General features: G+C 71.4%; 16 protein-coding genes. 11 read left to right on the forward strand and 5 right to left on the reverse strand.

All coding sequences use genetic code 11. The features are described from left to right. Nucleotides 1-83: 83 nt before the first annotated feature. Nucleotides 84-1,475: a hypothetical protein gene (locus C4B68_RS19275; protein WP_373682286.1), complete on the forward strand. Its 1,392-nt coding sequence runs from the start codon at nt 84-86 to the stop codon at nt 1,473-1,475. 37 nt (nt 1,476-1,512) lie between these two features. Here C4B68_RS19275 and C4B68_RS19280 read toward each other — a convergent pair whose 3' ends face one another. Both C4B68_RS19280 and C4B68_RS19285 read right to left on the reverse strand, forming a co-directional pair. Next, a complete protein-coding gene (locus tag C4B68_RS19280) occupies nt 1,513-1,965 on the reverse strand; it encodes a (2Fe-2S)-binding protein (protein ID WP_099506506.1) in 453 nt (150 codons plus the stop codon). A 53-nt stretch (nt 1,966-2,018) separates the two neighbouring features. Next, nucleotides 2,019-4,127 (reverse strand): xanthine dehydrogenase family protein molybdopterin-binding subunit, encoded by a 2,109-nt coding sequence (locus C4B68_RS19285; protein ID WP_099506522.1) that lies wholly within the window; start codon nt 4,125-4,127, stop codon nt 2,019-2,021. Between the two features lie 208 nt (nt 4,128-4,335). On the opposite strand from C4B68_RS19285, the gene C4B68_RS19290 reads away from it, so the two are divergent. The 5 genes from C4B68_RS19290 (at nt 4,336) to C4B68_RS19310 (ending at nt 8,376) form a co-directional block, all read left to right on the forward strand. Then, nucleotides 4,336-4,899 (forward strand): DUF4231 domain-containing protein, encoded by a 564-nt coding sequence (locus C4B68_RS19290; RefSeq protein ID WP_099506505.1) that lies wholly within the window; start codon nt 4,336-4,338, stop codon nt 4,897-4,899. Nucleotides 4,900-4,942: 43 nt separating this feature from the next. After that, nucleotides 4,943-5,335, forward strand: a complete 393-nt coding sequence (locus C4B68_RS19295; RefSeq protein ID WP_099506504.1) for a TOBE domain-containing protein — start codon at nt 4,943-4,945, stop codon at nt 5,333-5,335. 274 nt (nt 5,336-5,609) lie between these two features. Further along, the gene (gene modA, locus C4B68_RS19300) at nt 5,610-6,446 is read left to right on the forward strand and encodes a molybdate ABC transporter substrate-binding protein (protein ID WP_099506521.1); all 837 of its coding nucleotides are present in this window, start codon (nt 5,610-5,612) and stop codon (nt 6,444-6,446) included. 5 nt (nt 6,447-6,451) lie between these two features. Beyond that, nucleotides 6,452-7,312: a molybdate ABC transporter permease subunit gene (gene modB, locus C4B68_RS19305; protein ID WP_099506520.1), complete on the forward strand. Its 861-nt coding sequence runs from the start codon at nt 6,452-6,454 to the stop codon at nt 7,310-7,312. Continuing rightward, nucleotides 7,309-8,376, forward strand: coding sequence for an ABC transporter ATP-binding protein (locus C4B68_RS19310; protein ID WP_099506503.1), 1,068 nt, complete (start codon nt 7,309-7,311; stop codon nt 8,374-8,376). The genes modB and C4B68_RS19310 overlap by 4 nt, the downstream gene beginning before the upstream one ends. 74 nt (nt 8,377-8,450) lie before the next feature. Here the strand turns inward: C4B68_RS19310 and C4B68_RS19315 are convergent, their stop codons facing one another. Beyond that, a complete protein-coding gene (locus tag C4B68_RS19315) occupies nt 8,451-9,335 on the reverse strand; it encodes an FkbM family methyltransferase (protein WP_240634413.1) in 885 nt (294 codons plus the stop codon). A gap of 346 nt (nt 9,336-9,681) precedes the next feature. Here C4B68_RS19315 and C4B68_RS19320 point away from each other — a divergent pair, with 346 nt between their 5' ends. Next, nucleotides 9,682-10,101 (forward strand): ATP-binding protein, encoded by a 420-nt coding sequence (locus C4B68_RS19320; RefSeq protein WP_240634414.1) that lies wholly within the window; start codon nt 9,682-9,684, stop codon nt 10,099-10,101. 168 nt (nt 10,102-10,269) lie between these two features. On the opposite strand, the gene C4B68_RS19325 is transcribed toward C4B68_RS19320, so the two are convergent. Both C4B68_RS19325 and C4B68_RS19330 read right to left on the reverse strand, forming a co-directional pair. Beyond that, nucleotides 10,270-10,473, reverse strand: coding sequence for a cold-shock protein (locus C4B68_RS19325; RefSeq protein WP_020871138.1), 204 nt, complete (start codon nt 10,471-10,473; stop codon nt 10,270-10,272). Nucleotides 10,474-10,755: 282 nt separating this feature from the next. Continuing rightward, complete coding sequence (locus C4B68_RS19330; RefSeq protein ID WP_099506517.1) at nt 10,756-11,097, reverse strand: MerR family transcriptional regulator; 342 nt, start codon at nt 11,095-11,097, stop codon at nt 10,756-10,758. 176 nt (nt 11,098-11,273) lie between these two features. Between C4B68_RS19330 and C4B68_RS19335 the strand changes: the two genes are divergently transcribed. The 4 genes from C4B68_RS19335 (at nt 11,274) to C4B68_RS19350 (ending at nt 14,244) form a co-directional block, all read left to right on the forward strand. Further along, nucleotides 11,274-12,128: a hypothetical protein gene (locus tag C4B68_RS19335; protein ID WP_099506502.1), complete on the forward strand. Its 855-nt coding sequence runs from the start codon at nt 11,274-11,276 to the stop codon at nt 12,126-12,128. A gap of 157 nt (nt 12,129-12,285) precedes the next feature. Beyond that, nucleotides 12,286-12,870 (forward strand): hypothetical protein, encoded by a 585-nt coding sequence (locus tag C4B68_RS19340; protein ID WP_306511586.1) that lies wholly within the window; start codon nt 12,286-12,288, stop codon nt 12,868-12,870. A gap of 88 nt (nt 12,871-12,958) precedes the next feature. Next, nucleotides 12,959-13,510, forward strand: a complete 552-nt coding sequence (locus C4B68_RS19345) for a SigE family RNA polymerase sigma factor (protein ID WP_099506501.1) — start codon at nt 12,959-12,961, stop codon at nt 13,508-13,510. After that, on the forward strand, nt 13,507-14,244 hold the full coding sequence (locus C4B68_RS19350; RefSeq protein ID WP_099506500.1) for a hypothetical protein: 738 nt from the start codon (nt 13,507-13,509) through the stop codon (nt 14,242-14,244). Before C4B68_RS19345 ends, C4B68_RS19350 begins: the two co-directional genes overlap by 4 nt. Nucleotides 14,245-14,316 lie beyond the last annotated feature (72 nt).

The following is a 14,316-nucleotide window of genomic DNA, read 5'->3' on the forward strand; positions in this document are numbered from 1 at the left end:
ACCGTCCCGGCGACCTTCCCCAGAACCGTCCGCCGGACCTCCCCCTCGACCGTCCCCGCGATCTCCTCCGCGACCTGTCCGCGGTGGCCGCCGCCGCGCTGCTCGTGACGGCCGCCATCGTGGTCGGCCGTGCCATCGAGGACCGCTACGGCACGCTCCACGTCAACTGGCCCCCGCTGCTCGCCGACTGGGGGCCACACCTCGGCCCCGGAACCGCGGCCGCGATCGCGGTCGCCGTCGCCGTCGTCGCGTACGGGCCGCTCCTCGCCGCCCGGCTGCCCTGGCGCGCGCTGCTGTGGACCGTCTGGGGCACCGCCATGGCGTGGACGTTCTCGCTCGCGCTGATCGACGGCTGGCGGCGCGGGATCGCGGACCGGCTGACGACCAGGTACGAGTACCTCCAGGTCATCGCCCCCGTCGGCCCCGACCGCTTCCACGACATCCCCGCCGCGCTGCAGGACTTCACCCAGCACATCCTGATCCACTCCCCCGGCTTCCACTGGCCCGCGCACATCGCCGGACATCCCCCCGCGGCCACCCTCACCTTCGTCTTCCTGCACCGGATCGGGCTGAGCGGCGGCGTCTGGGCGGGCCTGTGGTGCGTCGTCGTCGGCGCGACGGCGGCGGTCGCGATCCTCGTGACCGTACGGACACTGGCCGGCGAGGCCCTCGCCCGGCGTGCCGCGCCCTTCCTCGTCCTCGCCCCGGCCGCCGTGTGGCTGGGCACCTCGGCGGACGGCTACTTCGCCGCGGTCGCCGCCTGGTCCGTCGCGTTCCTCGCCCTCGCGGTCACGGGCCACCGGCCGCGGACGACCGGCCTCGCCGCCGGGCTCCTCTTCGGCCTCACCTGCTATCTCTCGTACGGCCTGACGCTGATCGCCCTGATCCTGGGAGCCGTCCTGCTGCTCGGCCGCGAGCGGCTCCGCCCGTTGCCGTACGTCCTCGCCGGGCTCGCGGTCGCCCCCCTCACCTTCACCCTTCTCGGATTCAACTGGTGGGAGGCCTACCACTTGCTGGTCACCCGCTACTTCGAAGGGGCCGCCCGGGTACGCCCGTACGGCTACTGGATCTGGGCGAACCTCGCCTGCACGGTGCTGGTCGTGGGCCCGGCGACGGTGGCGGGGCTGCGGAGGGCGGGCGTCGTGCTCGTACGGCAGGGGGGCGACGGGGAAGGAGGCGACCGGGAGAGGGCCCGCGGGGAGGCGGGCCGGGCCGGGATCCTCACGCGCCTGGCGCCGCTCGTCCGTCCGCATACGCCCGAACCTCGGCTTGCCGTGCTCGTCCTGGGCGCTCTGCTCGCCCTTCTCGTCGCCGATCTCTCCGGTATGAGCAAGGCGGAGACGGAGCGCATCTGGTTGCCGTTCGCGATGTGGCTGCTGGCGGCGGGCGCGTTCTTGTCCCGGCCGCGCGCCTGGCTCGCCGCGCAGGCCGTTCTCGCCCTGCTCCTCAACCATCTGCTGATGACCGGCTGGTGACGGGTGCGGTTTTCGCCCCCTCCGCCACCCGAACGGCTCAGGCCCGCGCGGCTCTCTTGATCGCCTCGCGGATGCGGGAGTAGGTACCGCAACGGCAGACGTTCTCGATGCGATCGATATCGGCGTCCGCCGGACTCGGCGTCTTCTTGAGGAGGGCCACCGCGGCCATGATCTGCCCCGGCTGACAGAAACCGCACTGAGCGACATCGCAGTCGAGCCAGGCCTGCTGAACCGGGTGAAGCCGGTCCCCGTCGGCCAGGCCTTCGATCGTGGTGACCTCGCGGCCCGCACAGTCCGCGACCGGCACGACACACGGCTGGATCTCCGCACCGCCGAGATGACTGGTGCAGGCCCGGCAGACACCGACCCCACAGCCGTACTTGGGCCCGGTGACGTCCAGCAGATCACGCAGCACCCACAGCAGCGGCATATCGGCCGGTGCCTCGACGGTGACCGGCTTCCCGTTGAGGACGAAGGAGTAGGACGGCATCGGTGCCTTCTCTGAGTCGGAAGTCGGAAGTCAGGAGTAGGAAGTCGGACGTCTCAGAAGGTGAGGGGAAAGCGGCGAGGGCGGGTCCCCGTCGCACGGGCGTAGGCGTTGGCGACGGCCCCCGCCGCGGCCGGGACACCGAGCTCGCCGGCCCCGCCTGGATCCTGCCGGGACGGCATGATGTGCGCCTCGAAGTGCAGCGGAGCGTGCCGCTGGCGGGCGTAGCGGAAGTCGTCGAAGCTCCCTTCGCGGACGGCACCCCGGTCGATGTGCAGACCGGCCAGCAGCACGGTGGAGATGCCGTCGATCGCGGTGCCCATGAGCTGGGCCTCGAGCCCGCTCGGGTTGACGGCCGTTCCGACGTCGGCGGCCATCACCACCTTGGTCACCCGGGGGTTCTCCGGGTCGGTGGCGTCGATCTCGACCAGACAGGCCACGCAGGAGTCGTACTCCTCGTGGACGGCCACGCCCTGCCCGTGGCCGTCCGGCAGGGTCCGGCCCCAGTTCCCGGCGCTCGCGGCCTTGTCCAGTACGGCCTTGGCGGCCTCGCTCCTGAGCGTCGTACGGCGGAACGCCACCGGATCCTCGCCCAGGCTCCGCGCGACCTCGTCGACGACGATCTCCTCCGCGGTCCGCATCGTCCCGGAGTTGACCGAACGCCAGGCGCCCAGGGGCAGCGGCAGATCCACCCCGGCCGAGTCCCCAAAGACGGGCCCGAAGTTGTAGAGGCCGCTGTCGCTGGGCAGCGGGCCGGCCGCCGCGGAGCGCCCGCCGAGGGGAACGACGCTGGTCATGCCGCCCTGCGCGGCTGGGCCGTCCTGTTCGTGGGACTCGTTCACCGAGGCCATCTGGTGGGTGAAGGCCACCACCCGGCCGTCCGCGTGGCTGGCGCGGATCCGGTGGTGGCTGGCCGGGCGCATCCTGCCGTGCCGGAGGTCGTCGGCGCGGCTCCACATCAGCTTGACCGGGCGATGGGCCGCCTTGGAGATCAGGGCCGCCTCGACCGCCGCGTCGAAGGTGAGCCGCCGACCGAAGGAACCGCCGCCCCGCGTGACATGGACCCGGACCTTCGAGGCGGGCAGCCCGACCGCCGAGGCGATGGTGTCGCGCGCGTTCATCGGGGTCTGCGAGGAGAACCACATCTCGGCGCCGTGGTCCCGTACGTCCGCCACCGCCGTCAGCACCTCCATCGGGGCATGGCTGACGAAGGCGAACTCGAACTCGCCCTCCACCTGCGTCGATCCACGCGGCGGGGTGCCGAGCCGGGGGACGGCGGCACGCAGCCGGGAGCGGATCGCGGCGTCGGACAGGGCCGCGAGCGGGCCGGGGGCCCACGTGATCCGCAGGGCGTCCCTGGCCTTGAACGCATGATGGAAGGACTCCGCGACGACGGCGACTCCACCGTCGGTCCGGACGACCGCGAGGACGCCCGGCATCGCACGCGCCGCCCGGTCGTCGACCGAGACGGCCTTCCCTCCGAGCGTCGGCGGCCGGGCGACGACGGCCGGTTTCGCCCCCGCCACCGCCACGTCTCCGGCGTACTCCGCCTTGCCCGTCACGATGTCCCGCGCGTCGATCCGGGTCGCCGGCTTCCCGATCACCCGGTGCTCGGACGCCGGCTTGGGCCCGGCCGGCACGGCGGGGCGCCGGATCCGGGCGGCGCTCTCGGTCAGCGACCCGAAGGTGGCCGTACGCCCGTCGGGAGCGACCACCATCGTGTCCCGGGTGCGCAGCCGTCGCGCGGGGATGTGCCACCGCCGGGAGGCCGCGGTCACCAGCCGGGCGCGCGCGGTGGCGGCCAGCTCGCGGGCGGGGCCGTACAGCGAACGGACCGAGTTCGAGCCGCCGGTGACCTGGTTCCCCTTGGTCCGGGCCTCGGCGAGCGGGATCCTGATGTCGGCGAGCCGGGCGTCCAGCTCCTCGGCGATCATCATGGCGACCGCGGTGGTGACGCCCTGACCGACCTCCGCGCGCGGCAGCCGTACGACCACCTTGTTGGCCTCGGTGACCTCCAGGACCAGCATCTCCTCGTCGGCGCCGGTCACGAGGACGCCGGACGGCGTGCGGACACCGGGCGCGGTGGGCTCGGCGCCCTCCGGCGACGTGTCGCAGCCGAGCGGCGCCGCGACGGTCAGGGTGGACGCCGCGAGCGTGTAGACCATGAACCTGCGGCGGGACAGCTGACGGTCCAACAGACAGTCCTCTCGGTACGCCATACCCGGGTTCGTCCGACTCGTACTTCAGCGCCGATGAGGCGTCAACTCCTATGAGACACCAGTCGCCTTCGCGGTTCCCTGAACGAGTACGCCGTCTCCCGCGGGGCATGCGGCCGGGTTGACGCCGCGCGGGCCCACCGATGTACTCCCTCGCATGCCAGGGACGCATGACCAACAGTCGGAACAGCCGGAACAGACGCTCGACGGCCACCCGCTCGCGCCCGGCCCGGAGGCGGCCACGGCTCAGGGCTATGTGGAGAGCCGGCTTCGCCAGTACCAGGGCTGGTACGACAGGAAAGCCGTCAAGATGAAGGCCATGCACCTGCGAATGCGGACGATCTCCGTCGTCGGCGGCGCGCTGGTGCCGGTTTTAGTCAACCTAGACCTGTCGTTCGCCAAGCTCACCGCGACCGTGCTGAGCCTGATAGTCGTCGGCTCGGTGTCCCTGGAGAGCGTGTACCGCTACCGGGAACAGTGGAAGAACTACCGCTCGACCGAACAACTCCTGGTCCACGAGCGCATCTACTTCGAGACCAAGGTCGGCCCCTACACGGGCCTCTCGGAGAGCGAGGCGTTCCGGACGCTGGTCACCCGCGTGGAGAAGGCGATCGCGAACGAGAACTCCGCGACGCTCAACGTGATGACACTGGGCGGCCAGGTGAACGCGGATGTCCAGCTTCCCCCGGCCGTACCGGACGCGCGGCGCGAGCCGCAGTAGAGCCGTGGTCGTCGCCCGTCCCCGTCGGGTTATCGTCACGCCCATGCAGTCCTACACAATCGGCCAGGCCGCCCGGCTCCTCGGGGTGAGCTCCGACACCGCCCGGCGGTGGGCGGACGCCGGGCGGGTGCCCACACATCGGGACGAGGGCGGGCGGCGGCTCATCGACGGGCGGGATCTCGCCGCGTTCTCGGTCGAGCTGGCCAGATCCGGTGGCGAGGAGGAGGCCTCCTACACCTCCGTCCGCAATGCGTTCCCGGGCATCGTCACCGCCATCAAACTCGGCGATGTCGCGGCGCAGGTGGAGATCCAGGCAGGACCGCACCGGCTGGTCTCCCTGCTGACCCGGGAAGCCGTCGAGGAGCTGGGCCTGGAGGTCGGCATGGAGGCCACCGCCCGCGTGAAGTCGACCAACGTGCACATCGACCGCACGTGACGGTGCAAGCCACACGGGTCACGCAAGATCACACAAGGCACGCAAGCCACACGGGCCACGCACACACGACTCAAGACCGCGCACGCCACATCGGCATCGGCCCCACATGCCACACGGGCGACGGCCCCACGCAAACGCACATGCGTTCACTCCAGCCCCATCATCTCGCTCTTGCGATGCGACAGGGGGCTTTCGGCTGGCATCTGCGACTATATGATCGGTGTATGGCTGTCGCATGCCTGTCTGCTGCACAGAGTCAGAGGAGTAGCCCGTGGTGGCCCGTTACGACCGCCGAACCGGCCGAAGCCGCCGAACTCTGCAGGTGGCCGCCGTGGGTGCCGCCACGCTACTCACCCTGAGCGCCTGCTCCTCCGCCGCCTCCGGCGACCCGGCCTCCTCGGCATCCGACGCGTCCGCCTCCGCGCCGGAGAAGATCTCGGGCACGGTGACCGTCTTCGCCGCCGCCTCGCTCAAGGAGAGCTTCACGACACTGGGCAAGGAGTTCGAGAAGGACCACCCCGGTACGAAGGTGACCTTCAGCTTCGGCGGCAGCGACACGCTCGCCGCGAGCATCACCGGGGGCGCCCCGGCCGACGTCTTCGCCGCCGCGAGCCCCAGGACGATGGCGATCGTGACGGACAAGAAGGACACGGCGACCGCCCCCGTCACCTTCGTGCGCAACCAGCTGGAGATCGCGACCCTGCCCGGCAACCCCGACAAGGTCGCCTCCCTGAAGGACCTCACCAAGTCCGGCCTCAAGGTCGTCCTGTGCGACAAGACGGTGCCGTGCGGCGCCGCCGCGCAGAAGGCGCTGGACGCCGGCGGCCTCAAGCTGACCCCGGTCTCGTACGAGCAGGACGTCAAGAGCGCCCTGATCAAGGTGGAGCTGAAGGAGGCCGACGCCGCCGTCGTCTACCAGACCGATGTGAAGGCGGCGGGTGACAAGGTGGAGGGCGTGGCGTTCCCCGAGTCGGCCAAGGCCGTCAACGACTACCCGATCGCCCTGCTCAGGGACGCGCCCAACGCGGACGCGGCAAAGGCGTTCATCGAGCTGGTGAAGTCCGCCGAGGGCCAGAAGGTGCTGACCGAGGCCGGGTTCCTCACGCCGTGACGGAGCTGGTCAAGTCCGGCGGCGAGGCCGACACCCTGACCGGCGGGTCACGGCGCGGGCGCGCCCGCACGCGCGCGCTGGGCCGCCGGGGGGCGCCTCTGCCGCTGCTCCTGCCCGCCGTCGTCGGCCTGGCCTTTCTGCTGCTGCCGCTGGTCGCCCTGCTCGTACGGGCTCCCTGGCGCAGCCTGCCGGACCAGCTGACCAGCACGGAGGTCTGGCAGGCGCTCCAGCTGTCCCTGGTCTCCGCCACGGCGGCGACCGCGGTGAGCCTGGTGCTGGGTGTGCCGCTCGCGTGGCTGCTCGCCCGCACGGACTTCCCCGGACGCGGCTTCGTACGCGCCCTCGTCACCCTCCCCCTGGTCCTTCCCCCCGTGGTGGGCGGTGTGGCCCTGCTGCTGGCCCTCGGCCGCAACGGCGTCATCGGGCAGTGGCTGGACTCGTCCTTCGGGATCACGCTGCCGTTCACCACGGCGGGGGTCGTCGTCGCGGAGGCGTTCGTGGCGATGCCGTTCCTGGTGATCAGCGTGGAGGGCACCCTGCGGGCCGCCGATCCGCGCTACGAGGAGGCCGCCATGACGCTGGGCGCCTCCCGCTTCACCGCGTTCCGCCGGGTCACGCTGCCGCTGATCGCGCCCGGCATCGCGGCCGGGTCCGTCCTGGCCTGGGCCCGCGCACTCGGCGAATTCGGCGCGACCATCACCTTCGCCGGCAACTTCCCCGGCCGTACGCAGACGATGCCGCTGTCCGTGTACCTGGCCCTCCAGAACGACCCGGCCGCCGCGATCGCGCTGAGCCTGGTCCTGCTCGCGGTCTCGATCGCGGTCCTCGCCGGCCTGCGCGACCGCTGGATGACGGCGGCGTCATGACCCACACCACGACCGCCGACAGCGCGGGACTCGACGCCCGCCTCGTCGTCCACCGCGGCGCCTTCCACCTCGACGTCACGCTGACCGCCGCGCCAGGCGACGTCGTCGCGCTGCTCGGTCCGAACGGCGCCGGCAAGACCACCGCGCTGCGTGCGCTCGCCGGGCTCACCCCGCTGTCCGACGGCGGCCATCTGCGGCTGGACGGCGCGACGCTGGACCGTACGCCGCCCGAATCCCGCCCCGTCGGCGTGGTGTTCCAGGACTACCTGCTCTTCCCGCACCTCTCCGCCCTCGACAACGTGGCGTTCGGACCGCGCTGTCAGGGCGTACCGAAGGCGGAGGCCCGGGCGCAGGCCGCCGCGTGGCTGGACCGCATGGGCCTGGCCGACCACGCCGGGGCCAAGCCGCGCCGCCTCTCCGGCGGCCAGGCGCAACGGGTCGCGCTCGCCCGCGCCCTTGCCACCCACCCCCGGCTGCTCCTGCTGGACGAACCGCTCGCCGCGCTCGACGCCCGGACGCGCCTCGACGTACGCGCCCAACTCCGGCTCCATCTCGCCGACTTCGAGGCCGTCGCCGTCCTCGTGACGCACGACCCGCTGGACGCGATGGTGCTGGCCGACCGGCTGGTCGTCGTCGAGCACGGCCGGGTCGTCCAGGACGGGACGCCGTCGGACATCGCCCGCCATCCGCGCACCGACTACATCGCCCAGCTGGTCGGCCTCAACCTCTACCGGGGGCAGGCCGAGGGCCACACCGTACGCCTCGACGCGGGCCCGGCGATCACCACGACCGAGAATCTCACCGGACCGGTCTTCGTGGCCTTCCCGCCCAGCGCCGTCACCCTCCACCGAGACCGCCCCACCGGCTCCAGCGCCCGCAATCTGTGGCAGTGCCGGGTCGGTGGCCTGGAAACCCACGGCGACCTGATCCGCGCCGACCTGACCGGCGAACTCCCGCTCGCCGCCGACCTGACGACGGTCGCCGCGGCGGAGCTCGACCTGCAGCCGGGCGCCCCGGTCTGGGCGACGGTGAAGGCGGCACAGACACACGCCTATCCAGCGTAACCAGCGAGCGGCCGGTACGGGAGCCGCTCAGCCGTGACCGGTCAGCGGCGGGTACGGCACCCACTCCGCCGCAACTAGTCAGCGGCCGGTACGGCAGCCGCGCGCACCATCACGCAGTCGAACTCCACGACCCTCCCCGTGGCCGCTTCCCTCGACACCGGGTACATGCCCGTGATCTCGAACCCGCTCTCCTCGTACACGGCGATCGCCTCGTTCATCCGCGGGCTGCCCTCGTACAGCCGCAGCGTCGCGACCTCCGACTGCATCCCGACGAATTCGGCCACACGCTCCCCGGCGCCCGCGAACACCTCCAGGTCGTACCCCTGGGTGTCCATCTTCAGGTAGGGCCGGGGGTCGGCGATCCCGGCCAGCGCCTTGTCCATCACCCCGTCGAGCCGCCGGATCTCGATGTCCTCCGTACGGGTCTTCGCGAACCGCTTGTAGCGGTCCTTGCCGTAATCGCTGGGCGGGAGCAGGGAGTTCATGGTGTTCCAGCCCACATGGATGGACTGGGTGGCGTCCTCGCGGCCCAGGCCGATCTGGTACACCCACCAGTCGGGATCCTCCTCGGCGGACTTGTGAAGCTTGGCGAACGCCTCCGCCGTGGGTTCGAAGGACACGATCCGGCCGGCGTAGCCGAGGCGGCGCAACTGCCGTCCGTACTGACCGGAGTTGGCGCCCACGTCGAAGACGCAGTTCACCTCGTACCGGTCGAGGAGGGCGGCGACGTGCTGGCCGCACAGGTACCTCGCCGCCGCGATCTGGAAACGGCGTTCGTCGGCCGCCGTCGCCTTCTCGTCGAGGATGAGGCGGGCGCCGGTGTCACCGAGGGGCACGTTCGTCCACGTCGCGGCGCTGCCGCGCAGCACCAGGTCGGCGCCCCGCCCCACCGGAACGCGGGTGCGTTCGCCGCGCCGGTAGACCACCGCCGCACCCGAACCGAGATCCAGTACCCGCACCCCTACCCGGGGAAGCAGCCCTAGCAGTTTTCTATGAAGGGTCGGCATGGCCACACCCTTTCAGACTTCCCGGGGCATGCACCGGGAGTTGGTTGAACTGCTTCCCTCTGCGTGGTAAGCCACGTGGTGACCTCTTCCAGGCCGTCACCCGAGCCCCGTACGGCCCGTACGGCCCCGACGCCCTTGGCGGCTTTGTGACGTACGGCGTTGGTTGCGGATCGCCAGGGGCGGGCATCACCCGGAGGCAGGACCGGCCGCGCACTGTTTCGCGCGGCGCCCGGCAGGTGGGGTTGGCGCCGGGTGCTGGGTTGTCCGTCGTCCTGGGAGGGGAAGAGAGGTGTCCGTCATGCGTGCGCACCAGCGCGCCGTCCGGTCGGCCGCCCGTGTGGAGTACACCCTGCCGCGCGCGGCCGTTTCGGCGGGCAGGGCCCGCAGGCTGACGTCGGCGTTCCTCACCCGGCCGCGGCCACGGATGGCGCCGCCGACCGCCGACCAGGTCGACGACGCCACGCTGATCGCCTCCGAGCTCGTCGCCAACGCCGTACGGCACGGCCGCACCGGCTGCCGGCTGCGCCTGCAGCTGGGGCACGGGCAACTGACCGTCGAGGTCCATGACGACAGCCCCGGCCGGCCCTGCGTCGGCCTGCTGGACGCCGACTCGGAGAGCGGGCGCGGCCTCGCGATGGTTGAGCAGCTCGCGTACAGCCTCGAGGTGGTCAGCGCCGGTTTCGGCGGCAAGACGGTGCGCGCGGTGCTGACGGTCTGACCTGTCCGAATTTCAAGTACTTCAAGTACTTCGAAGACTTCGAGGACGAGGTCTGGAAATTCGCGGGGAATTCATCCGAAAGGAACGGGAAAAGCGGATGGCCGGTGCCGCACCTTGCGGTGCGGCACCGGCCATCCTGCGTCCCGTACTTACGCGGGGCGTCCCGGACTAGGCGGGGACGATGTTCTCCGCCTGCGGGCCCTTCTGGCCCTGCGTGACGTCGAACGTCACCTTCTGGCCTTCCTGGAGCTCACGGAAGCCGGAGGTGGCGATGTTCGAGTAGTGAGCGAAAACGTCGGCGCCGCCGCCGTCCTGCTCGATGAAGCCGAAGCCCTTTTCCGCGTTGAACCACTTCACGGTGCCAGTAGCCATGTCATATCTCCTTCGGGGCAAAGCTCGAAAGCCCACACTGTGTGGACTCGCGTCGCCGCAATGATTGCCCCGTCCGGAAAATGCACCGGAAAAACTATGGGAACCACAACTGCAACTGAAATCGACCCTAGCACGGTACTGGCCTCGAAGGGGGCGCACTATCTCACCCGAGGCCGGGGAATAGACAAATCTGACGCCGCCGCGAGCCAATTTCTCCATTGGCCAATGCAGATATTCATCCCCGCCCAACCGACCCCGCCGTCAGCCCTCAGGTGCCAGCCGTCAGGCGTCCTGTGTCGCCGTCGACCGGAGCAGTTCCGCGTTGAGCCGCAGGGCCTCGTCGAGGCGGTCCTCCAGGGTGACGATGCGGCACGCCGCCTCGACGGGCGTGCCCTGGTCGACCAGTTCGCGGGCGCGGGCGGCGACACGCAGCTGGCCGCGCGAGTAGCGGCGGTGGCCGCCCTCGGACCGCAGCGGGGTGATCAGACCCGCCTCGCCGACGGCACGCAGGAACGCGGGGGTGGCGCCGATCATCTCGGCCGCGCGGCCCATGGTGTACGCGGGGTAGTCGTCGTCTTCGAACCGGTCGGTGGGGGTCTCTGAAGATCCCTGGGGAAAGTGCATCACCTCCACTCTGACAGATCCCTCTGACAGATCCCTCTAGATCCCTCCGGCAGAGGGACCGACGCATCCGAGGCGCAGGTGACGCCGAGCTCACCCGGACGGCCCGTTGCGCTGGTGGGAGCCGGTGCCCGGTGGTGGCGTGGAGGGACACACCGCGCCGCCGGGAGGCCTCCACCATGAACCGTCCGCCCCGTCCGTCCCGCACATCTCTCTCGTCCTTTCCGTCCCGTCCGACCAGCCTCCTCGCCTCCGCCCTGACCGCGGGCGTGCTGCTGTCGACGGCCGCGTGCGCGAGCCTCGGTGACAGCGGTGACTCCGGCCGAACGGGTGTCTCCGCGTCCCCCGCGGCCCGACAGTCCCCCACCCCGTCGGACATTCCGACGCTGAGCGAGGACCAGGCCAAGACCGCACTGATCACCAACACCGACCTGGGCTCGCAGTGGTCCGAGACGGAGGGCGCGGCGACCTGGCGGGACGCGCTGCTCAAGAGCAAGGTCGACGCCGAGGCCTTCGTCACGGACAAGGCCGCCGCCGCCGACTGCCAGAAACTGCTCGACGGCCTGTACGCCGAGGAGCTGCTCGGCGAGCCGAGCGGCGCCCGGGCCGTCGCCGGCTTCGACGACAGCGACAACGACGCGCAGATGCGTTACCAGGTCGCCGCGTACGGCAAGGCCGAGCTGGACGAGAAGTTCGCGTGGCTGCAGACGCTGCCGGACAAGTGCGACGAGTTCACGGCCGTCGACAACAAGGGCGGACGCCAGACCGTGCAGGTCACCGAGGCGCAACCGCCCGACGACGCGGGTGACGCCAACGTTGGCCTCAAGGTCACCATGGCCGGCGAACTGGAGGGCGAGCCCTACACCTTGACCCTGGACGTCGGCGCCGTACGGGTCGGCGACAACGCCCTCTACCTCACCAACGGCGGCCTCGACGGCGCGGACTCCGACTCCACGGTGCAGGCCATCCAGGCAGGCACCAAACGCCTGGAGGACACCCTCGCGGGCAAGACCCCGCCGCCCACCCAGGGCTGAGGCGCGAGGGTTCCAGCCCCGGTCGGCGAAAAATTCCTGGCGGTCGTGTCATCCCGGACGCGGCCGCCAGGAGTTTGAGGGGGTGGAGAGGCGCCCTCCGGCCCGTTTCACCCGAGGACCCTCAAGGGTCCACGCACCACGAGGAGTTGTCCGTTCGATGACACGGATGCAGAAGTACGTCGCCGCCACCGCGGTCGCCGTCGCACTGGTCGGGGCGCAGACGGTGTCGTACGCCGCCTCACAGGGGAAGGCGGCGCACGGCACCCACCTTCAGGTGGTCACCCAGCAGACCGCCAAGAAGGCCGCCAAGAAGGCCCCCACCGCCCGTATCGTCGCGCCGGGCGAGCATGTGACGGTCCCTGGTGGTGCCGAGATCTGGCTCACGGAGGAGGGCAAGTACTGGATGACGCCCGACTACCCTGAGCCGCAGTTCCGCAGCGTGGTCGACGGGAACATCGACCTCGGCCGGCCCGGCGTGTCGATGCAGGCGGAGGGAGTGGACGGCCGCTACTTCCTCTCCGGCCTCTACTACGGCGGCAAGGGCACCGCGTCGCGCGTCGAGGTGGAGACCGAGGCCGGGACCGTGCACGGCAGCCTCCTTGAGCTGGCGGGCAAGCCCGGCTGGGGCGTCTGGTACGCCACCGCCGACGTGCCGGCCGGCGATGACGGCGGCGGCTTCGGCTACTTCGGCAACGTCACCGTCTTCACCACCAAGGGCAAGGTCTACGCGCAGCTGAAGTGAGCGGGCGGGCGGGGGAGCCGGGTGGTTCAGGTCCCGGCTCCCCCGCACCGTCCACACCCCACGTACCCGACCCGAGGGACCGCCGGCTGTGCCGCAGACCCCCACCGACGCCTCCCGCGTCCCCGCCGAGAGCGGGGACTTCGTCGCGTACGCCAGCGCGGCCTGGCCCCGCCTCGTCCGCACCGCGCACATGCTCACCGGCGACTTCCACGAGGCCGAGGACCTCGTCCAGACGACGCTGGCCAAGGTCTACGCACGCTGGCAGCGGATCCCGGGCGACGACGTCGACTTCTACGTACGCCGCTCGCTGGTCAACAACAACCTCAGCCGGGTGCGCAGGAGACGGGTCACGCATCTGCTGACGCCGTTCCTGCCGGAGCGGGTGCACCAGCGCGAGCCCGGGCACGCGGAGGCCGTCGAGCAGCGGGCCGCCCTGGACCAGGCGCTCGCCACGCTGTCGGCGCGGCAGCGTGCCGTCATGGTGCTGCGCTACTGGGAGGACCTGGGCGAGCCCGAGATAGCCCACCTGCTCGGCTGCTCGGTCGGCACGGTCAAGACCCATGCCCGGCGCGGCCTGGAGGCCCTGCGCGCCCACCCCTTGTTCGCCGACGGATCCCCCGTTTCCGGAGCCCGCCCATGAACCACCCGTTCCGTTCCCCGCACCCCCCGGCCGAGGCCGAGCGGCTGCGCGAGGCCTTCGCCCGGGCCGCGTACGAGATCTCGCCCTCCGCGGTGCCGCTGGCCGCCATCGAGCGCGAGGGCAGCGCCCGCCGGCGCCGCCGCAGGACGGCCGTGCTGGGGGCCGCCTGCGGGGCGCTGCTGGTGCCGCTGGCCGTGGTGGTGCTCCGCGACGGGGCGTCCGCGGGGCCGAGCGACCACGTGAAGCCGCCCGTCGCGAGCGCCGCCACCACGAGCCCTTCCCCCTCGGTGCCGGCCGGGAAGGTACGGGTCGTGACGCCCGGCGAGCGGGTGCAGGCCGCGCCCGGCTTCACGATCTGGCTGACCGAGGACGGCAAGCACTGGCTGGAGCCCGGCGCGCCCGGCACCCAGTTCCGCAGCGTCACCGACGGCAACCTCGACCTGACCCGGCCCGGTGTCTCCCTCCAGCAGTCGGGAGACGATGACCGCTACTTCCTCTCCGGCATCTTCCACGGCAAGGGCGAACCGGCCCGCGTCGAGGTGCGGACCGTCGCGGGCGACTTCAACGGCACCGCCCTCACCCTCGCGGGCAGGCCCGGCTGGGGCGTCTGGTACCTGGTGGCGAAGCTCCCGGAGTCCGCGACGTCCGCGAACACCATGACCGGCGTCACCGAGAGCATCACGGTGTACGACGCGAAGGGCGGAGTGATCGCCGACGAGGATTTCTCGCGATGACGAGGTTTTCTCACGCTGCCCCCCGGACCGCAGCGGGATCGAGACCTCTCGGATCCTCCCGCCCACCGGCAC

Origin of the sequence: Streptomyces dengpaensis, from assembly GCF_002946835.1 — a bacterium.
In the GTDB taxonomy this organism is placed as follows: Bacteria; Actinomycetota; Actinomycetes; order Streptomycetales; family Streptomycetaceae; genus Streptomyces; species Streptomyces dengpaensis.